This window comes from Marinomonas algicola, assembly GCF_014805825.1.
Classification (GTDB): Bacteria; Pseudomonadota; Gammaproteobacteria; order Pseudomonadales; family Marinomonadaceae; genus Marinomonas; species Marinomonas algicola.
In genome coordinates, this window is record NZ_CP061941.1 from 2,081,684 (window position 1) to 2,101,763 (window position 20,080).

General features: G+C 39.8%; 25 protein-coding genes. 7 read left to right on the top strand and 18 right to left on the bottom strand.

Going from position 1 to position 20,080, the window contains the following annotated elements; translation table 11 throughout:
- Window positions 1-5: 5 nt before the first annotated feature.
- Together IEZ33_RS09440 and IEZ33_RS09445 are read right to left on the bottom strand one after the other, a co-directional pair.
- Window positions 6-296 (bottom strand): co-chaperone GroES, encoded by a 291-nt coding sequence (locus tag IEZ33_RS09440; protein ID WP_191603399.1) that lies wholly within the window; start codon window positions 294-296, stop codon window positions 6-8.
- A gap of 131 nt (window positions 297-427) precedes the next feature.
- Window positions 428-889 (bottom strand): FxsA family protein, encoded by a 462-nt coding sequence (locus IEZ33_RS09445; protein WP_191603400.1) that lies wholly within the window; start codon window positions 887-889, stop codon window positions 428-430.
- A gap of 49 nt (window positions 890-938) precedes the next feature.
- On the opposite strand from IEZ33_RS09445, the gene IEZ33_RS09450 reads away from it, so the two are divergent.
- Window positions 939-1,241 carry an MGMT family protein gene (locus IEZ33_RS09450; protein ID WP_240009677.1) on the top strand — a complete coding sequence of 101 codons (303 nt, stop codon included), beginning with the start codon at window positions 939-941 and terminating at the stop codon, window positions 1,239-1,241.
- 33 nt (window positions 1,242-1,274) lie between these two features.
- On the opposite strand, the gene IEZ33_RS09455 is transcribed toward IEZ33_RS09450, so the two are convergent.
- Window positions 1,275-1,760 (bottom strand): YajQ family cyclic di-GMP-binding protein, encoded by a 486-nt coding sequence (locus IEZ33_RS09455; protein ID WP_191603401.1) that lies wholly within the window; start codon window positions 1,758-1,760, stop codon window positions 1,275-1,277.
- 81 nt (window positions 1,761-1,841) lie between these two features.
- On the opposite strand from IEZ33_RS09455, the gene IEZ33_RS09460 reads away from it, so the two are divergent.
- Entirely contained in the window at window positions 1,842-2,777 is a 936-nt protein-coding gene (locus tag IEZ33_RS09460) for a ketopantoate reductase family protein (protein ID WP_191603402.1), read from the top strand.
- A 52-nt stretch (window positions 2,778-2,829) separates the two neighbouring features.
- Here IEZ33_RS09460 and IEZ33_RS09465 read toward each other — a convergent pair whose 3' ends face one another.
- Window positions 2,830-3,666 (bottom strand): CvfB family protein, encoded by an 837-nt coding sequence (locus IEZ33_RS09465; RefSeq protein WP_191603403.1) that lies wholly within the window; start codon window positions 3,664-3,666, stop codon window positions 2,830-2,832.
- A gap of 111 nt (window positions 3,667-3,777) precedes the next feature.
- On the bottom strand, window positions 3,778-4,338 hold the full coding sequence (locus IEZ33_RS09470) for a DUF1415 domain-containing protein (RefSeq protein WP_191603404.1): 561 nt from the start codon (window positions 4,336-4,338) through the stop codon (window positions 3,778-3,780).
- Between the two features lie 222 nt (window positions 4,339-4,560).
- On the opposite strand from IEZ33_RS09470, the gene IEZ33_RS09475 reads away from it, so the two are divergent.
- A complete protein-coding gene (locus IEZ33_RS09475; RefSeq protein WP_191603405.1) occupies window positions 4,561-5,838 on the top strand; it encodes a DEAD/DEAH box helicase in 1,278 nt (425 codons plus the stop codon).
- Window positions 5,839-6,065: 227 nt separating this feature from the next.
- Here IEZ33_RS09475 and ribA read toward each other — a convergent pair whose 3' ends face one another.
- Complete coding sequence (gene ribA / locus IEZ33_RS09480; protein WP_191603406.1) at window positions 6,066-6,677, bottom strand: GTP cyclohydrolase II; 612 nt, start codon at window positions 6,675-6,677, stop codon at window positions 6,066-6,068.
- Window positions 6,678-6,765: 88 nt separating this feature from the next.
- Window positions 6,766-7,254 (bottom strand): Lrp/AsnC family transcriptional regulator, encoded by a 489-nt coding sequence (locus tag IEZ33_RS09485; RefSeq protein WP_191603407.1) that lies wholly within the window; start codon window positions 7,252-7,254, stop codon window positions 6,766-6,768.
- Window positions 7,255-7,438: 184 nt separating this feature from the next.
- On the opposite strand from IEZ33_RS09485, the gene leuA reads away from it, so the two are divergent.
- Window positions 7,439-9,112: a 2-isopropylmalate synthase gene (gene leuA, locus IEZ33_RS09490; RefSeq protein ID WP_191603408.1), complete on the top strand. Its 1,674-nt coding sequence runs from the start codon at window positions 7,439-7,441 to the stop codon at window positions 9,110-9,112.
- A gap of 60 nt (window positions 9,113-9,172) precedes the next feature.
- On the opposite strand, the gene IEZ33_RS09495 is transcribed toward leuA, so the two are convergent.
- From IEZ33_RS09495 to IEZ33_RS09510, 4 genes are all read right to left on the bottom strand, one after another.
- Entirely contained in the window at window positions 9,173-10,048 is an 876-nt protein-coding gene (locus IEZ33_RS09495; protein WP_240009678.1) for a PhzF family phenazine biosynthesis protein, read from the bottom strand.
- 204 nt (window positions 10,049-10,252) lie between these two features.
- Entirely contained in the window at window positions 10,253-10,708 is a 456-nt protein-coding gene (locus IEZ33_RS09500; protein WP_191603409.1) for an NfeD family protein, read from the bottom strand.
- A gap of 2 nt (window positions 10,709-10,710) precedes the next feature.
- Entirely contained in the window at window positions 10,711-11,646 is a 936-nt protein-coding gene (locus IEZ33_RS09505) for an SPFH domain-containing protein (RefSeq protein ID WP_191603410.1), read from the bottom strand.
- Window positions 11,647-11,696: 50 nt separating this feature from the next.
- Window positions 11,697-12,740 carry a threonine aldolase family protein gene (locus tag IEZ33_RS09510; protein ID WP_191603411.1) on the bottom strand — a complete coding sequence of 348 codons (1,044 nt, stop codon included), beginning with the start codon at window positions 12,738-12,740 and terminating at the stop codon, window positions 11,697-11,699.
- 371 nt (window positions 12,741-13,111) lie between these two features.
- Between IEZ33_RS09510 and IEZ33_RS09515 the strand changes: the two genes are divergently transcribed.
- Window positions 13,112-14,272, top strand: coding sequence for an MFS transporter (locus tag IEZ33_RS09515; protein ID WP_191603412.1), 1,161 nt, complete (start codon window positions 13,112-13,114; stop codon window positions 14,270-14,272).
- 69 nt (window positions 14,273-14,341) lie between these two features.
- On the opposite strand, the gene IEZ33_RS09520 is transcribed toward IEZ33_RS09515, so the two are convergent.
- Window positions 14,342-15,085, bottom strand: coding sequence for a substrate-binding periplasmic protein (locus IEZ33_RS09520; RefSeq protein ID WP_191603413.1), 744 nt, complete (start codon window positions 15,083-15,085; stop codon window positions 14,342-14,344).
- Between the two features lie 460 nt (window positions 15,086-15,545).
- On the opposite strand from IEZ33_RS09520, the gene IEZ33_RS20860 reads away from it, so the two are divergent.
- Complete coding sequence (locus IEZ33_RS20860; protein ID WP_206696929.1) at window positions 15,546-16,040, top strand: FAD-dependent oxidoreductase; 495 nt, start codon at window positions 15,546-15,548, stop codon at window positions 16,038-16,040.
- Entirely contained in the window at window positions 15,941-16,603 is a 663-nt protein-coding gene (locus IEZ33_RS20865) for a SidA/IucD/PvdA family monooxygenase (RefSeq protein WP_275672806.1), read from the top strand. The genes IEZ33_RS20860 and IEZ33_RS20865 overlap by 100 nt, the downstream gene beginning before the upstream one ends.
- A 212-nt stretch (window positions 16,604-16,815) precedes the next feature.
- Here IEZ33_RS20865 and IEZ33_RS09530 read toward each other — a convergent pair whose 3' ends face one another.
- The 6 genes from IEZ33_RS09530 to IEZ33_RS09555 form a co-directional block, all read right to left on the bottom strand.
- On the bottom strand, window positions 16,816-17,334 hold the full coding sequence (locus tag IEZ33_RS09530; protein ID WP_191603414.1) for a GNAT family N-acetyltransferase: 519 nt from the start codon (window positions 17,332-17,334) through the stop codon (window positions 16,816-16,818).
- A 348-nt stretch (window positions 17,335-17,682) separates the two neighbouring features.
- Entirely contained in the window at window positions 17,683-18,165 is a 483-nt protein-coding gene (locus IEZ33_RS09535; RefSeq protein WP_191603415.1) for a cupin domain-containing protein, read from the bottom strand.
- Window positions 18,165-18,368 (bottom strand): hypothetical protein, encoded by a 204-nt coding sequence (locus IEZ33_RS09540; protein WP_191603416.1) that lies wholly within the window; start codon window positions 18,366-18,368, stop codon window positions 18,165-18,167. The genes IEZ33_RS09535 and IEZ33_RS09540 overlap by 1 nt, the downstream gene beginning before the upstream one ends.
- Window positions 18,369-18,390: 22 nt before the next feature.
- Window positions 18,391-18,711, bottom strand: a complete 321-nt coding sequence (locus IEZ33_RS09545) for an antibiotic biosynthesis monooxygenase family protein (protein WP_191603417.1) — start codon at window positions 18,709-18,711, stop codon at window positions 18,391-18,393.
- Between the two features lie 60 nt (window positions 18,712-18,771).
- On the bottom strand, window positions 18,772-19,266 hold the full coding sequence (locus tag IEZ33_RS09550; protein WP_191603418.1) for a nucleotidyltransferase domain-containing protein: 495 nt from the start codon (window positions 19,264-19,266) through the stop codon (window positions 18,772-18,774).
- Window positions 19,267-19,508: 242 nt separating this feature from the next.
- Complete coding sequence (locus IEZ33_RS09555) at window positions 19,509-20,045, bottom strand: GNAT family N-acetyltransferase (protein ID WP_191603419.1); 537 nt, start codon at window positions 20,043-20,045, stop codon at window positions 19,509-19,511.
- Between the last annotated feature and the right edge of the window lie 35 nt (window positions 20,046-20,080).

Sequence of the window (20,080 nt, forward strand, 5' to 3'; positions counted from 1 at the left end):
GAAAATTAAGCTTCTAAAATTCCGTAAATTTCATCTTCTTTCATCATCAAAAATTCTTCGCCATTTAACTTAACGGCTTGGCCTGAATACTGACCAAATAAAACAGTATCACCAACCTTTACAGCTAATGGAGCAACATCGCCATTAGATTGAATACGGCCAGTGCCTACAGCCAAGACTTCACCCTGATTTGGCTTCTCAGTAGCGGAACCAGGCAAAACGATACCAGAAGCTGTCGTTGTCTCTTCTTCTTTACGGCGAACAACAACACGATCGTGCAAGGGACGAATATTCATTGATCTACATCTCCAAAAAAATTAATCAATACCAGGAACCCCCTGGCCGGATTATGCCTACCATTAAAGTAGGAAAGGTTACTGGTTTTGAATATAGGGTTGTAAAAACCCTTTTCAACCCCTTAGTCTAATTAATTTTTATCAATTTGATCTTTATTTTCCTTAATGTATTCACCTTCTATGATCTCTCCTGTATTTTCATGAAATTGAGAGCCTCTGGGTGACGCTTTTTTAACCTTTTCAGCAATGATTTTTATAAACACACCAAGAAACAATCCTTTTCTGATGGGAGGAACAAGTAACAATAAGCCGATTGCGTCGGTAACAAAACCAGGAATCAATAGAAACACGCCAGCAATAGCCAGTAAAAAACCCTCTATAATTTCTTGAGCTGGCAACACATTTGCTCGCAATTTGTCTTGCGCTTTAAGCAATGTTTTACCGCCCTGCTTTCTGATAATAGCCAAGCCAAATACAGCCGTTGCTAATATCAATAGTACGGCCGCCAAACCACCAATTTGACTTCCAACCTCAATAAGCACCAATATTTCAATCACTGGAATCAGTAACATTAAGAGAAGAGCTTTACGCATATAATTGTCATACCTTATCAATATTTAATAACACATCACCGACTGATAAATGAGCAAATCGACAATGGATGAATTTAATTTAAGAATATACAGCATTCTGGATGCACTACCCACAGGAGAAACCATTTCTTACGGAGAACTTGCAAAACAATCAGGGTTTAAGGGGTACGCAAGACAGGTAGGCCAGCTTTTGAAGCAATTACCGAAAGACAGCGCCTTACCTTGGTTCAGAGTCATTAATAGTAAGAATGAAATCAGTTTCCCAATCGATTCAGATGCTTATTTGAGACAGAAGGAACATTTAGAAAAGGAAGGCTGGAGAGTGGTTGGAAAAAAAGTGAAGCCATCTTAACTCAACCACCCTTGATTAATACCCTATCGATCGTTAATCGCGAAAATTCGTAAACTGCACAGGGATATCTAAGTCTGCTGCGCGTAATATAGCCATAACCTCTTGCAAATCATCCCTTTTTTTACCTGTGACGCGTAATTGGTCTCCTTGAACTTGAGCTTGAACTTTCGCTTTACTGTCTTTAATGATCTTAACAATTTTTTTCGCTTCTGCCTGCTCAATACCTTCTTTAACTGTGATTGATTGAGTCGACCTTAAATTGGCAGCAACAACTTTTCCACGCTCCAACGACTTCAAGTCAATACCACGCTTAACCATCTTTTGAAACAATATATCAATCATTTGCTTAAGGTGTTGCTCAGCTTGCGCTTCCATATCAATGCTGACTTTTTCCTTTATTTCGTAACTGGCATTAACCCCCTTGAAATCATAACGGGTTACAATTTCACGATTTGCTTGGTCAACCGCATTCGTCACTTCGTGCCAATCCAGTTCAGACACAACATCAAATGAAGGCATATTTATCTCCTAATTCGCTTTTCAAAAATATTTTCGTAATAATACCAGCAATTTAAACCAATCAACATTACTTAGTGAAAAATGACTTCTCAAACGCATTCAACGACTTGGCTTATTATTGGCGCCGGTGCCATCGGACTGCTTTGGGCTTGCAAACTGACAAAAGCGGGTCAGAAAGTAATATTAATTAACCGTCAATGCAACGGCTGTCAGAATGTTCAACACATTCATGAGGGTATTACATCGAACTATGAAATTGAATACTCCACCATAGAGCTGCTAAATAACTCATGCTCTCAAAATCAGCTTACTCAGGTATTAATCTGTACTAAAGCGTTTGACCAACCATCAGCGTACAATGAAATCAAACATAGGTTATCCCCTAACGCATTTATTATTTCATTGTGTAATGGGGTCGGCAGTCAAGCCACTCTTCAGAACTTACTCATACATCAACACGCTTTGATAGTAGGAACAACGTCCGAAGGCGCGTTGAAGCACAGCTCAACCAAAGTTGAGCAGACCGGCAAAGGTGAGCACTTCTTTGGTTTTTTTGATGAAAATCAAGCGAAAAACACAGTATTACCCAATGAAATACTCTTATTTAAAGATGAGAATATCATGGCTCGCATCTTATCGAAGGCGATTATTAATGCCGTGATTAATCCAATTACCAGCATTAATAATATTACAAATGGCAACTTACTAAGTGCCCCTTATAAGGAACAGGCGATCGCTGCCATTGATGAATTAATTGGTTTGCTGCAAAACCCGGACTTCATACGAAATAACCCATCCATTAATGCAGTAAATACGGAACGAGAGCATGTTAACAGCCTTGTATTTTCGGTGGCTAAAAACACGTCTAAAAACAGGTCCTCTATGTTAGAGGATGTAAGTAACAGAAGAAAAACAGAAATTGAATTTATCTCGGGCTTTTTTATAACAGAAGCCAAAAAAATCCAATTTCCGATGCCTATTCAAAGCGCATTTCTTCATAAAATAAATAACGTATGAGCCTCCTTGCAAGCCGCCACTTACATAATGAAACGTAGGTAGTATTAATTACTTATTTAACACGCGTAACTTTACCTGGAGATAAGGCTATTTTCTTCTCTTTATACAAAGCGCCTATGGCTTTTTTAAAGGTGGCTTTGCTTACCTTAAAAACGGCATAAATGGTTTCTGGACTACTTTTATCGGTAATTGGCATTTCTCCGCCTTGCGCATCAAGATAATCTAAGATTTCATCTAAAATGCCGCGAACTTTCTTGTACCCAACTTCCTGTAAACTGATATCAATTTTACCGTCTTCACGAACTCGTTTAATAAAAGCTGAGACTTCTTCACCTTTTTTAAGCTGCCTAAAAGCATCTTGAAAAAATAACACCCCCCAAAAGCAGTCATCGATAATGCATTTAAAACCGATATCAGTCTTATCACCAATAATGGCCTTTACCTTATCTCCCGTTCTATAAGGAATTTCCTCACGATTCAACAACGCATCTACTTTTGTTGTTGCTACAATACGATTGGTATTTTGATCAAGGTAAACAAAAAGTAGATGAGTTTCACCTTCTTCTACTCGTATTTTTTGTTGACTAAAAGGAACCAATAAATCTTTTGGCAAACCCCAATCAAAAAAAGCACCTATGTGGTTGACTGCCACAGCGGTTAGCCCTGCAAATTCACCCACTTTTACTTTAGGTGTTTCAGTGGTGGCAATTAATTGGTCACTGGAATCAAGGTAGATAAACACCTCAATATCATCACCCACCCTTTTTCCTTTAGGAATATAGCGTTTAGGCAACAAAATTTCGCCCAATTGCTCAGCGTCTAAATAAAAACCAAACTCTTTTTCTTTAACGACAACCAATGTGTTTAGTTGTCCAATGCGTACGGCCATGAAATCTCCGGCTAAGGGTAATTAATCTCTGTAGTTTAATAGTAATAAACGGTACATATTTGCAATCGTGCTCACTATACGGTACTTGAATGAAAAATGAAGCGTATTAAATCACTTAGTTTCAATATGCATACATTTTGTCAAAATCTTGTCGATTGATTCCGCTCCAACCTCAATCATTTTTTCAATGTTATCCTCTGGAATAGCGCTGGTATCACCATAGAACTCAATGGCTTTTTCTACACTATTTTCCCTAAGGATATGCAGCATAGGGTAAGGTGATCGATTAGTGTAGTTCGTAACATCGTCCGCTTCCGTTCCAGAAAAACAATAATCAGGATGGAAGGTTGCCAATTGATAGATGCCCTCACACTCTTGCTCAAACATAAGATCTTCAGCCAAACTAACAAAATCTAAATACTGATAAAAACTTTTAAATAAGGTTGGGAAAACCAATAAGGATGTTTCTGCTTCTTCATTTTTGTCTAAAAAGGCAATCTCAGCAAGCAGCTCCTCAAGTGCCACCTCTACTTTTTTTGAACGTATAACGCACACTCTAATCGAGTCACGCTCGACCTCCCTTTTTGCAAAAGGACAAACATTTAACTCAACAATGAAATCTTTAACCCAATTCATCGTTTGCTGTGTAACCAACTCATCTGACAATGGCATAATGCGCACTCTTAAAATTTACCACTATTCTAGAAAACTCCACAAATAAGCTCAAGCTTAACACCCTAAACTAAGAAGATATTAACTTTACCGACAGCTGAGCACTTCTCTCACGTGCTTTTAATGTAAAAAGCTTTAAAAAACGGTATTATCCATTAAATTAAATTTTCAATAGAGTTTCTCAAACCTCTATTGTTACGCCTAACCAAATAGAGATAATGCATGTCATTTGACGTTTTAGACTTAGATAACACAATTGAACTGGCCATCCAACAGCTTGGCTTTACTTCTCCAACCCCTGTGCAAGAAGAAGCCATTCCAGCGGCTATGGATGGAGATGATATATTAGCAACAGCACCAACAGGAACAGGCAAAACACTTGCCTTTATGGCACCAGCCATTCAGCATTTACTTGATAGAAATGAGCCTGCCACCTATGCGCCCAAAATTCTCGTTTTAGCGCCTAGCCGAGAACTGGCACGACAAATTTTTAATTTTACCGAATCATTAATACAAAACACACATTTTACGACTCAACTTATTATTGGTGGAACGCCTTATGGAATGCAAGAACAACAGCTTTCCGAAAATTGCGACATTTTAATTGCCACCCCAGGAAGACTATTAGAATTAGATGAAAAGAATTGGCTCGACCTCTCCGACGTTACTTACTTCGTTATCGATGAAGCCGATAGAATGCTGGACATGGGCTTTTCTGACTCGATACTAAAACTATCTAAACTCTTGCCCAAAGAACATCAGACCCTTATGTTTTCAGCCACTCTTGAAGGCGAAAAGATCGGTTTTTTATCCTCTCAACTGCTAAGAGCTGACGCACAACAAATACGCCTTGGAGACTCATCGAGAACAGTACCGAAGCAAATCAAACAAGTGGCCTATCGTGTTGACGACGATAATCATAAATTACGTTTTTTAGAGCATATTTTAAAAGATGAAAATGTAAAACAAGCCGTTTTATTCGTCTCCAATCGTGACCATGTGGACGTATGGGTCCAAAAAATACGTGACCTGAATATTATGTGCGATGGCTTGCATGGCGAGATGAAACAAAGCGATCGCAGCGAGCATTTAAAACAAATGAAGCGTGGCCGTTTAAAAGTCTTGGTTGCCACAGATGTTGCATCACGAGGAATTGATCTACCAGAAATAAATACCGTAATTAATTTACGGTTACCACCAAAAGCCGATTCTTATATACATAGAGCTGGGCGCGCATCCCGTGAAGGCGAGCCAGGTGTTTGCATATCCTTAATCGACATTAATGACTTACCTGCTATTGAAAAAATTCAGCGTTACATGCTAGCTCCGATTAAATTTTCCAGAGTCGCAGGGTTAGAAGCAAAGCAAAAAGTAAGAGTGGCGTCTCTGACTAAAGGGAAAAAGAAAGCGAAAGCCATCCCTAAATCCGTGATTAAAGCTGAGGAAAAAAGAAAAGAAAAAGCAAGAAAAAAAGCAAAAGCAAAGTCACGCGCTAAATAAGCACTGATAAGATAGGTCATCGTTCTGATGACCTATCTTATCGCTATTAACATCGTTGCTTTTGACATTCAACCATGAATCTAGAAACACCAAAGAAGCCGTAGCGTTTTAGCTACCTGCGATCTAGACATCAAAAAAATTGCTCTATTAAAAAACACGTCATAAATTAGAAAAAAGAAAACCACAAACAACCTGAATCGTGACTTTACACTTTAGATTGACTTAGACTATTTATCCATAAAATTTATCGTATGATGCTTACGTTTGGCCTTAGTTTCTAAATACTGTCTGTTATGTTTATTTACATGAACAGAGGTTGGAACCAATTCAGACACGTTTATCCCGTTTTCAATAAGTTGGCTCGCTTTATCAGGATTATTGGTCAATAAGCGAATGTCAGTAACCCCCAATGCTTTTAACATCTCTGCACCAACAGAAAAATCACGGCCGTCATCTGGCAAGTGGAGCATTTCATTTGCTTGATACGTATCATACCCTTGGTCTTGTAACGCGTAAGCGTCCAGTTTGGCATAAAGACCTATACCACGACCTTCCTGTCTTAAATAAAGGATATAGCCGCCTTCTTGATTGATCAAGTCAATCGCTTCATCAAGTTGTTCACCGCAATCGCATCGACCAGAGCCAAAGACATCCCCAGTTAAACACTCTGAATGCAATCTAACCAAAGGGATGCTTGGCTTTTTATCAGAGACACCATCGCAATAAATAGCAATATGCTCTTTCCCAGAATCATCACCATCAAATGACACAAACTCGGCCATGACTTCTCCCGCTCTCATTGGGACAACAACTCGACGTTTAACGGTCAATGCATTCATAAAATAACTATTCTCACAATTAAAAAACGGACTTACCTATGATTGAGGCAACTTCTACAAAACTCAAGTTCGTCAACAAACTTTATCATCATTTATTTATAGTTTGCACTAAATGCGTCAGAGGAAGAGCCGTTCTATTCATTATTTTTCTTAATAAAAAGCTCGAATGAACCCCTGTAACACCTTCTATTCGGGTTAATCTTCCTAAAAGAAATTCTTGATATTTATCCATATCTTCCACTACGACTTCAACTAAGTAGTCTGCCGACTGACCAGTAACCAAACTGACTGACTTTACTTCTGGATAGGATGTCATCAAGGTCTCAAACACTTCAAACCGGTCAGGTGTATGCCTATCCATACTTATTTGAATAAAAGCGGTTAATGTTAGCCCAAGCTTTCGCTGATTCAATAACGTCACTCGTCGGTCAATAATGCCCGATTCTTCCAGAGCTTTCATTCGCCTTAAACAAGGTGAGGGTGACAGGCCTACTCGATCAGAAAGCTCCTGATTTGTTAAGCTAGAATCTTGCTGTATTTCAGTCAATATACTTATATCAATTCTGTCAAGATGCATATAAACAACCATTAATTTCAATATGATATGATTATTCGCTATATTATTGCTAAAATAAACACATTTAATAGAAAAAACGCAATTTATTACCTCAGAAAATTCTGTATGATTTGCTTATCGAGTCGTATAACCCTATGACACACAATAACAATTAAGTGCGCATCGCATGTTTAGAGGACGAACCATGTCAGTATTTACCCATACTAAGTACACTCCTTTTCAACCAGTTCACATTACCAATCGAACTTGGCCTGATAAAGAAATCACTCAAGCACCCATTTGGTCTAGTGTCGATCTAAGAGATGGCAACCAAGCACTTGTAGAACCTATGACAGTTGAACAAAAAAAAGTCATGTTCAAAATGCTGCTAGATGTTGGATTCAAAGAAATTGAAGTTGGCTTTCCTGCCGCATCGCAATTGGATTTTGATTTCGTTCGCTGGATTATTGAAGAAACAGATATTCCTGATGACGTATATATCCAAGTATTGACGCAAGCTAGACCAGAACTTATCGCTCGTACCTATGAGTCATTAAAAGGCGCTAAAAAAGCCATTGTACACGTGTATAACTCGACGTCTAAAACACAGCGTGAGCAGGTATTCCGCTTAGATAAAAAAGGTATTATGGATATTGCGGTTAATGGCGCAAAGTGCGTTCAAGAACATGCATTAAAACACCCCGAAACGGAGTGGGTGTTCCAATACTCCCCTGAAAGCTTCACTGGTACAGAAACAGACTATGCAGTAGAAGTCGTTAATGCTGTCGCTGAGGTATGGCAGCCTACTCCAGAAAATAAAATTATTATCAACTTACCTGCAACGGTCGAAGTCACAACACCTAACCGATTTGCAGATCAAATAGAATGGTTCTGCCGAGAAGTGAAAAATCGTGAATCATTAATTATCAGCTTACACACTCACAATGACCGTGGCTGCGGTGTGGCCGCCGCTGAACTTGGCTTAATGGCTGGCGCTGATCGCATCGAAGGCACAATGTTAGGCAATGGTGAGCGTACAGGCAATATGTGTATCGTTACTATGGCAATGAATATGTACAGTCAAGGCGTTGATCCTCAATTACAATTAGGTAATATGGATAGAATTGTCAGTGTGGTTCAATCATGCACACAATTGCCTGTTCATCCACGCCACCCTTATGCAGGTGAATTGGTTTTCACCGCCTTCTCAGGCTCTCACCAAGACGCCATTAAAAAATGCTTAGACAACCAAACAGAAGACAAACCTTGGGATGTGGCTTACTTACCAATCGATCCTCGTGATGTAGGTCGTAGCTATCAAGAAGTTATCCGTGTTAATAGCCAGTCCGGTAAAGGTGGCATTGCGTACAGCCTTGAACAAGAATATGGCTTATCATTGCCACGTTGGTTGCAAGTAGAATTCAGCCCAATCATCCAAAAATTTGCAGAAGAAGATGGCGGCGTTGTTACTACTGAGTCTATGAAGTCCTTATTTGAAAGCACCTACATCACTGGTTCAGCACCTTATGCATTAGGTCGCTACGAATTACAAAAAGATGATGGTGATAGCATCCGTGCGGATATCAGTTCATCAGGTTCAACCATCAGCATCACAGGCGAAGGCAACGGTACTATCTCAGCTTTTGCTAATGCGCTAGCCAAACAATTTGATATAACCATGGACGTTACTCAGTATTCAGAACATGCTCTTACTATTGGTAGTGACTCCAACGCGATTGCTTATATTCAAATGAATATCAATGGTGATCGTTATAATGGCGTGGCCATTGACGCCGATATTGTCTCTGCTTCCATCCAGGCGATTTTGGCGACGGTTAATCAATTTGTTGTAAACAGCAATAAAAGTAATGTAGCTTAAGATATAAGCAAGACTGAATATTTTTTGCTTGCTAAAAGGCCGCTGTCAAAAGCGGCCTTTTTATTGCTTCAAATAAATGTGCTGTCGCCCTATCCGTTGCGCAAACCCACCAACCGTCACCCTGATGATTCCAGATTCATTTGATTCAACTGATGCCGTAATAATTGAAAGACGGTTCATTGCTCTGCCTTGCTCAAAAATAAAATCATTCAACGGGTTTAGGAATATATGTTTACTTAAATAGCATGCTAATGCTCCGCTAGAGCTTCCAGTTGCAGACTCTTCTTGTATCCCAAACAAAGGCGCAAAGTTGCGGCAACTGGCAGTCAATTTACTTTCCTCCTCGCACAACTCAAACGCATGCAGGCCCACTAACGCATGTTTCTTACAGAAGAGACTGAGTAACTCATCATTTACTTGAATTTGATTTAGATAGCCTAATGGAACAGGAACAATAATATCGGGCAAACCCGTTGAAACAACTTCTATGGGAAGTAGAGTGGACTCAAGTAGTCTAGTATCAATGCCAATCAAGCTGGATACCGTCGTACAGTCCAATTGTCCAAGGCATTTAGGTTGCTTTTGTTGCATCACTATTTTGCCATTTAACGCTATGGTAACAGCGAGCAATCCCGCTTTTGTCCTTTGAATATATTGACCTTCTACGACTATGCCCTCTTTATACATTGTAGAAAATGCCGCCAGAGTTGCGTGACCGCAGAAATCAACTTCACCCGTAATAGTAAAAAAAGACAATTCAAAATCCACTTCTGTATCTTTAGATACAAAAGCCGTTTCTGAATAACCAACTTCTTGCGCAATTTTTAATTTTTCTTCGTTAGACAAATTATCGGAATGTAATACAACGCCTGCAGGGTTCCCACCGCTTCCATTTGAAGTAAAGGCGTTGACCAAGAATGCCTCAATTTTTATCAATGTCTACTACTCCTTATACAATTTAGCCATTTTACTCCATTCTCAGCAAAAGCCAGTTAGCTATACTCTGCATTTTTATCGGATTGAGCTGAATCTACGCGGGTAATAGAGGCGGCATTAAAAAACGCCAAGCTTGACTAAAAAGATCAAACTTGGCGTTATAATTTTCTCTTGTGACACAGAGGAGCGCATTCTTCAAATCATCTATTCAACGACTTTAATATGGAAAGCACCTACTTCGGCATCTGTTACTTCTACTCTCGTCCCCGCTGAAATAAATGTTACACTGAGCAACTTCCAATTCACACCAGAATAATGATACATACTTAGTTGAGTTGGAGAGACATCCTCTTGCAAAATAAAACGATGTCCGACTAAATCGCCTTGAGCTTTTTTAGGGCTGACACCTGATTGCATCTTTTTTAAGGGCCGCCACAAAACAGCCGCAGCAAGTAAGGTAAGCACCCCAGTACTTAACATAGCGCTAAGAACACTGTTTGGCAAAAGGTTGGAATACAGTAATACACCCGTCACTAATGCAGCTAAACCAACAAAAAAAAGCACAAATGTAGAAAAGCCTAATACCGCAACTTCAATTACCAGCAAAATCAAACCTACAACGAAAAAGCTTTGCGCCAGATTATTGGTAAAGAAATCCATGCTTAGCTCCCTTTTGACATTTTCTGAATGATTGTCATGGCTTGTGCAACCACAGAGGCGGCATCCGTTCCACCATCGGGCAATAAAACCACAGAAGATTCTTTCGCAATCGCTCGCTTAGCATCAATCGATTTAGTCGCCAAATCCAGCTGAATGGCTTTTTGCCCTTCTTCCGTTGCAGCGGCTTCACCTACTTGACGCAACGCTTCAGCCTGAGCCGAAGCAACCGCTACAATGGCTTTAGCTTCACCTTCAGCACGTAGAACTTGCTCTTCTTTGTCTGCTTCTGCCGCTAATACAACAGAGGCTTTTTCGCCTTCTGCACGATTAATAGCCGCTTGGCGGTCTCCTTCTGATTCCAAAATCTGCGCACGTTTTACACGTTCTGCTTTCATTTGTGCTTCCATGGCTTGCATAACAGATTGCGGAGGAATGATGTCTTTAATTTCATAACGCAATACCTGTATACCCCATGGGCCAGCCGCATCATTAATTGCGGCAACAATATTGGTGTTCAAAAGATCACGCTCTTCAAAGGTTTTATCTAACTCCATCTTACCGAGCTCTGAACGCATCGTTGTTTGCGCAAGTTGAGTGACTGCGAAAACATAATTATCAACACCGTAAGTCGCTTTATAAGCATCCAATACGCGGAAATACAAAACGCCATCGACGTGTAATGAAATATTATCTTTGGTAATTGCACTTTGCTCTGGTACATCAACAGCTTGTTCTTTCAAAGAGCGATCCGCCGATATACGGTCAATAAAAGGTACGATGAAATTCAACCCAGCTTCTTTAGTCGATTGATATTTGCCAAAACGTTCAATCACATAGGCCTGATTCTGAGGCACAAATTTAATAGAGTTTTTTAGCAACACCACGACCAGCACCAAAATCAGTACTTGTACATTTAAAATATATTCTAAATATTCCATATTTATAAACCTTTACTCAATTGAAGGGAATTCCTAACTCATTACCTATTTTAAACACGACTCACCTCAAAACGGTTCGCACTTTCAATGAAGGCCTCGACAGCTTCTTGGTTCGTTCTAAAGGAAGTCACCAAACGAACAACACCTTCCTCCCAACGACCCCATCCAAACGCAAAGCCTTCTGCCATTAAATAATCGGCCATACCTACAGGTAAGGTACAAAACAACATATTCGCTTGAGCAGGTGTCTGAATTTTAATGCCTGGCACACGGGCCAAACCGGCCTGCATTAAGGCCATCATATCATTTGCATGTTGTGCATTTATACGCCACAGATCATCGGTTAAATACGCTTTCATTTGAGATGACAGCAAACGCATTTTTGAATGCAAATGCCCTCCCCGCTTACGACGAAAACCAAGTTCTTTTGAAAAACGCTTGTTGAAAACAACAATGGCTTCTGATGCCATAGTGCCGTTTTTGGTTGCACCAAAAGAAACAATATCAATACCTGATTTCCACGTCATTTCAGCTGGCGTACAACCTAATGACAATAAAGCGTTCGCAAATCGAGCACCATCCATATGAACGGGCAACCCAGCTAATTTTGCCACCTCTGTAATGGCTCTAATTTCAGCTAAGCTGTAGACACTACCCACCTCGGTAACCTGAGATATACTCACCGCAGAAGGTTGGCAAGAATGCACGTCCCCCACCTTTTGATTCACAAGACGCTGTAACTCTACAGGGTTTATTTTTGCATCAGAACCGCTCACACCAACAAAACGCGCTCCGTTCGTATAAAACTCAGGTGCCGAACTTTCATCATTTAATAAGTGACTTTCTGAATGGCATAACACACTACCCCATGGTGGCGTCATCGCACTAATACTCAAGACATTCGCCGCTGTACCAGTAGACACCAAATACACATCCACATCACATTCAAACAAGTCAGACAGCATAGTCGTTACTTCCGCCGTCGTGTCATCATTACCATAAGGCATTGAATCGCCCTGCTCTGCTTCCATCATAGCGTTAAAAACCGACGCGGATGCACCAGCAATATTATCACTTGTAAATGCGGCTTTCATTTAACTACTCCATAAAATGATTGAAGACATAATACTAAGATTGAGAGGAATATCATCTTTTCATCACCATAATATAGGTTGTTCACCTTTTTTTCTCCAAGAGGAGCAACATTTATGACGATTGGTCAAACAAATGATTCGCTAGTGGGGTCACAGTAATACTGTATTTTTTCCTAAATTGTAAAGGAGCCAGACTGTAAGTGAGTTTAAATTTTTTAGCGAAGTAAGCCGAGCAATTGAACTCACTCTCGTATAACATTTCTCAACAGAAACGCTTTGATAGAATCGTTATAATTAAAGAGACTATATAGTTCAATTTATAATCTGTCAGATTGTATTGTTTTAAAAAATTAATACAGGCCTACACCATCATGTTATTGCTTTTCATCATCTACATAGCCTTTATCAGTTTAGGTTTACCTGATGCCATACTTGGCTCTTCGTGGCCCGTTATGAAAAACGATTTAAATGCTTCCTTGGAATTCGCTGGTATTATTTCTTTTATCATTAGCGCTGGCACAGTAATCTCTAGTCTTTACGTGACTAAAATGATCCATTACTTGGGGATCGGTAAGGTAGTAGCACTAAGTGTATTGCTGACTGCGGTGGCGTTACTTGGGTTTAGTATGGCAAACATAGCCTTAGCACTTGTGTTCTTGGCAATTCCATTAGGAATTGGCGCCGGTGCTGTGGATGCGGCCTTGAATAACTTCGTAGCCTTGCATTATAAATCCAAGCACATGAATTATCTGCATTCATTTTGGGGAGTAGGAGCGACCGCAGGGCCACTCCTAATGGTAAACTTTTTAGCCGTAAATCAAGGCTGGCGTGATGGCTACATGATAATTGCTCTCGTGCAGTTTTTACTTGTTGCCGTATTATTTTTATCCCTTCCTCTTTGGAAAACGTTTTTACTTAAACCATCGAAAAGTCAAGAGATGAACACACCTTTGGTGAGTAATATCTCAGCGCTCAACATCAGTGGCGTTCCGCTCCAATTAACGGTATTTTTTTGTTATTGCTCAATTGAAATGAGCACCGGCCTGTGGGCGGCAAGTTATCTCACTACAGAAAAAAGCTTGCTACCATCAGACGCCGCATTTTGGGTCGCCATGTATTACTCAGGCATTACGATCGGTCGCTTTACTTGTGGCGTAATCGCCGAAAAAATAGCAGAAGAAACCCTCATCCGTTCTGGCGTAATTATGATATTGCTTGGGTGTCTATTACTTGCCCTGCCCCTTTCAGGCGAGCTAGCGAAAATTGGCTTAATATTGATTGGACTAGGTTGCGCACCTATTTTTCCGAACACGATTCATTTAACGCCGAATCGATTCGGACCTACAGCCTCACAAACCATCATTGGTTTATCCATGGCATCGGCTTATGTTGGGCTGATGCTATTTCCCCCCTTACTCGGTTTAATCGCAAAACCTTTCACCTTTGCTTCATTGCCCGTCACCCTTATATTTATGAGTGTCATCCTATTACTGGCCACTGAACGATTAAGGCGTTTTTTACATAATGAATAACCTCTTCTTAAGGAAAGAAGAGAGGGCTATTTACCGATTGAGATAAAGCGGGGTAAATGAACAAGAGGCTTAATTATATTTATCGATTATTTTTTCATAAACGCCATTAGATTTAATGGCATCTAATGCTGACTGCCACTGCTGTATTTCTGCATCAGAAAAGTCCTTGCTTGCGACTAGGTATAAGTCTGCTTTAATGATCGGAAAAGGTATTTTTTCAAATACTTCTTCTATATTCAAGCCAAATGATTTAAGAATATGTCGTACGCCAAGGTCACTCTCACTAATGGCCAAATCACAACGTCCAGCTAACAGCTTTCTATAGATTTGACGTCCATTCGTTGATGAATCGTCTAAATTTTTAAACCCCTGTTTTTGAAGTAAGCGGTGTACCAAACCCGCATGTCTGGAACAAATCCACAAATGGCTATTTTTCATATCATCGAAGTTTTCTATTTTTATGTTTGAACCTTTCTTTTTATAAAAGTAGATTGAACCATCCGTTAGCGGGCCTATCCATTTATAATTGGGCTCTCTTTCAGGCGTTTTAAACATTGAAAACATCATAGAGTGGGCTCGACTCGTGACCATATCGGAGCTTCTCATACTGGGTAACAACTCGATTTTATACTCTTTATCGAGTCTTTCAAGAAGGGTCCTTACTACGTCGGTCGATACTCCGGTAATTTTTCCTTTCTCAGTATAATTGTATGGAGGCCATTCTTCTGTGAAAATTAAGACTTCTTCTGCATATAGATTTGAAAAAAACGGAGCGATCATGAGTCCACACGAAAACAATATTTTATGGAACATAAAATCCCCTTCACTGATACCATTATTAGGATGTGAGCTTCATACTACTACCATCAGCATACTAAAAAATTATCGTACGAGTCACATTGACAGAAAGTAATTATATGAATCTCATCTCATGTCGCTTATTTTAAAGGTAAAACAAACGAAAAAGGCCAAAAGATAAAAATCATTACAACTTAATACAGGAATAGCTAATTAGAATATAAAGGTAGTTTAACATTTCAAAAAAGCGAAATGCATTATAACTATCAAGTAAGATACAAGGTGAATTGGCGTCTTATCACGGGCTTGAATGGCACGGCGATCCGTCCAGTATCACTTTTTTGTTGCTAACGTTTTTGTACACTTTATTAGAATGATCAAATGAACCCATAACCGTAATGAAATAGCTTAGTGAGATTAATTAAGACATTGGTGTGATTTATGTTATTTTGTGATCGAAAAACAGGGGAGAATTATGACTACCAAACAATTTGATGTCGTTGTTATTGGTGCAGGCCAAGCTGGCCTATCAGTTGGGTATTATTTGAAACGTGCTGGCTTAGACTTCATCATGTTAGACAACCAAGAAACCAGCGGCGGCGCATGGCTTCATACATGGCCTTCATTGCGGTTATTTTCACCGGCACCAATGAGTTCGTTACCTGGAAGGTTGATGCCTAAGGCAACAGAAGGCGAATACCCTCATCGGTCTGAAGTATTAAGCTATCTTGCAGACTATGAGCAACATTATCAATTACCAATATACAGACCTCATCAGGTGCAAACTGTTGTACGAGATAACGATGCGTTGCGCGTCAGTGATGGTAAGTACTCATGGTTAGCACTACCGGTACCTGGAGTAATGAAAAAATTCCCCATTTCCAAGGACAAAACACATATCTCGGTAAACAATGCCATTCAGCACACTATCAAGGCCCAGAAGCATACAAAGGAAAGCGAGTTCTTGTAATTGGTGGAGGTAACTCAGGTGCTCAAATCGTGTCTGAGTTAGCCTATACAGTTAGGGTTAGTTGGGTAACACGCGAGGCGCCTTTATTCTTGCCAGACGACGTCGATGGCCGTGTTTTATTTGAGCGTGCTACTGCTCGCATTACCGCAAATGGAGCAGATACCCCAGTAGGCGGAATTGGGGATATTGTTATGATACCCACGGTCAAGAATGCCTATGATAAAGGGCAACTTAACACTGTTAGCATGTTTGAACGTTTTACTGAGCATGGTGTTGTATGGCCTGATGGCAGCCAAGAAGATATTGATGCCATCATCTGGTGTACTGGCTTCAAACCTGAGCTAAGGCATTTAGCTCAACTTAATGTGATTGAGTCAGATGATACCGTTAAGGTCGTTCATGGTCAGTCAATAAAAGAGCCGAGACTTTGGTTGTTTGGTTATGGTGATTGGGCCAGTCCGGGGTCAGCAACCTTGATTGGTTCAGGACGAAGTGCTCGTGAAAATGTGCCTAAGTTGGTGGAATTTTTAAAGAGTACTCATCCAAATATTGGCCGCCAATAGAGGGTATTCTGGGTGTGATTTTTAAGCTACTTTCTAAAAGCTACTTTCTAAGACACCCAGAATTAGAACATACCATGTTGATGCTTTAATCCGTTGAACAAAGTAAACAGGAAGCAAGTAAAAACTGATTGATTCCTGGTCTTTGACCTAATTGTTTACTTCATCCGTGAATGTGGCTCTTTTCAGATGAGATGATGATAAAAAAACATCTATTAAGTCATGGATGATGACTTATACTGACTCAATGAATACTCATAGAAAAGGGTTTCGCTGTTTTCACTGGCACTCTCAACAAAACCAAGCTTATGGAGCAACCTGGATGACAAAAGGTTATTCCTATCTACGCCTGCAATTAATCGCTGTATTTTATTTTCATGTTCAATAAAACCGATTAGCCCTTTCAGAACTTCGGTTGCGTAGCCTTTACCCCAGTATAATTCACCCAGAAGATAACCAATATGAGCATTTGCATCGTTTCCTTCAAATACAAAAACAAAACCAATCACCGTGTTTTCGCCAACGAGCTTAATGCTAAACAAACGGCTTTCCGTCACCATTTTTTCATACCAGCCCTGTGCATCAGATAACGAATCAATGTTTGCAAAATGCGGAGGTAAATTCGCCACTACTTGTGGCGTTAACAATTGCATGATGGACACCAAGGTTTCAGTTTCCTGTGATCCACCGAACATTTCGATCACGGATAACCTTGAGGTTTGATAAGTAAACACAAAAAAGACACTCCATCTTGGTACAAATAGGCTGAATGCCCTGCTCTTAGTCATTCAATAGTGTAACCCACGATAAGTTACATTTACCAAAGATTCAATTTTTCTAGCCGTATGTTTTTTATTGTAGAAAACCATCAAAAGTATCAAGCACGCGATGGGTAGATAAAATGGCCCAGTGCACTAGAGCAAGACGTTTATACCGCGTTAAATAATGCCTCTATTAAGAACGCCGGAGGAGTATTACAGCGCAATGAAAAAGCGCATATTTCACTGTGCTAAATGTAACTCAGTACGTAACCGTATTTAGAGTGTTGTGAGGACAGAAGATTAAAAGCGACGGATCTCCTGTTATGCTTTTTTGCCCGCATTTGGCTCACTAATGTTTTCAATATCGACAAGATTCCATGGCATATTTTTTTGACGATAAATACGTTTATTCAGTTTTGGGTAATCGCCAACATCATGATCGAGACGCTGACCAATAACGATGCATTTCAAAATGCCATTGCCACTATTACGTATACTGTGCGCTTCACCACCAGCGCGATACCCCAAGAAATCACCAGCCTTTATGGAATAGGTTTGATCGCCTATTTGTGCTTCAGCAACCCCCTCCAAAACATAAACACATTCATCTTCATGATAATGCTTATGAAATTCTGTAGATTCGTAGCTAGGTTGAATCTCAATAATGTGGAATCCAAAACCCGTTAAACCCGTTAGGTCCCCAAGTGATTTATTAACTCTTTTGGCATTCTCATTAAGAAAGTGTGTTTTTGAAATGCCTTCCATTTCTTCGATTTCTTCCTTAGTAACGAGATATTTATCCATTAGTCTCTCCGGAGATAAGAAGTGAAGTTTACCAGAATGATACTATCGTCTTTGATTTTAATTAGATCGCCCATTACGGCGGCGGTATCTTCACTTTGAGTATGTTTAAAATTATCAATAATAGCCTGATGGACGTCGGTTTCTGTATCCGCCCACGTTATGGTAGAGATGAGCAGCAATATCATTGATGTAGTAAGTTTCATGTCATTTCCTTATTAACAGTCACTATGACTGGCTGGTATGATTCTGTAAATAGTCCTCACTGACTTCTAACTTGTAAACTGTTTTCGATTGCACTAGGCAATTGCGCATGGCTTCACGAGCTTTTTCATAAAGTTCACCCGTTAATTTATGATCTTTTTCCCATTGCTCACGGCTAGGCCACTGCGCATAACCCACCAAAACATTTGGCGTGTCTGATACATGCAGCCTTGACCCAAAACTACCGCACTTTTGATATATTACCTTTGTCATTTCAAGCCACGCTTCCCGAAACGAGACGTCCATGCCATCTTTTACTTCAAACTCATAGACCGCTATAAACATTTACTATTCTCCTTGAGGAACGAAAAGAGCCAACTGTATTTTGTCCTGATAAATAACTTATTATGGCGCTGATAATGCTTTCAACTCTCTAATATCAATTAAATCAACGTCTCGACCTAATAACCCTTTATAAGCCACTAACTCTGAAATTGGAATGACAGGAACCTCAATACCGTTATAACGTCTCATTATTGACTTAGAGTAATCTGTCGTTAGTTCAACCCACTCATCATCTGAATTTAAGCTCTTTCTATTTAATATTTTTGTTCCTGGCGACAAACCAATTTCAATTTTTTGTTCTTGATATAATAGTTGAAAATACTCTAGATCCCATGAACCCTCAATGTAATGTGTTAAAGGCTTTGAAATATAGTTAGCTGCGCTTATCAATATTTCAGATGCACACTCTTTTGGAATGTATAAGTCGATATCAGCAACAGGTCGTGAACCACCATGAATATGAGCAGCAAAGCCACCAACAATTTGATAGGGCGTATTATTGTCTTCTAAAATACGTTTAATCCAAATTAAAGCATTCTCAACTTTCGAACTCATTGCTATACCTTGTGTTGTGTACGTATTACTCAAAGTACCATAACTACTAATCTGTTATACACGCCTAATTAGGACTAGATAAAAAAGAACCTTCACCACACAAGAAAGCATCAATAACGTGTGGGTGTGCTGTGTTACTTCCTGTATTACGGCTTATGTAATATCGGTAGGCAATCGACCACAGTCATCATTTAACGAACCAAATACTTTCCTACTCGTTCATCATGCACAACAGTGTGTTTCTACCATAAACTTGGATCATTTAATGCATCGACACATTGTGTTGCACCCTTCATCGCTTGAATGGAATGACCATCTAATGATTGCGCGAGCCAACCGATTGGCTGACTCAATGGACAAGGGGCTTTTACGATATTTTCATCCATGTGCTTAAAGCCAAATTTGGCATAATAAGCAGGATCACCGTAAGTAAAGGCTAAACTCACATTCTGAGCCTTAAGATGCTCAAGACCATACTCTATAAGCGTTTTACCAATGCCTTGCCCTTGAACCTCCGTTAACACCGCAACCGGCGACAAAATAAAAGCAACGTCATCACTCGGCACGGTCAATCGGCTAAAAAAGATACAACCAACAATACTTCCATTATTTTCAGCAATGCAGCCGATTAGGTCTTCACGCTTTGTTGTTGTGATTAGGTTTGAGACGAAATCCGCAATCACCTGCCCCTCGGCTTCCCCTTCTGTTTCAGAGAATACACTTTTAAAAAGACCAATAACCTCTGAAGACTGTGTTGCCGTAAATAATAAATAATTCATACTATCTATCGCCTTTCGCATTAACTTAAATGAGT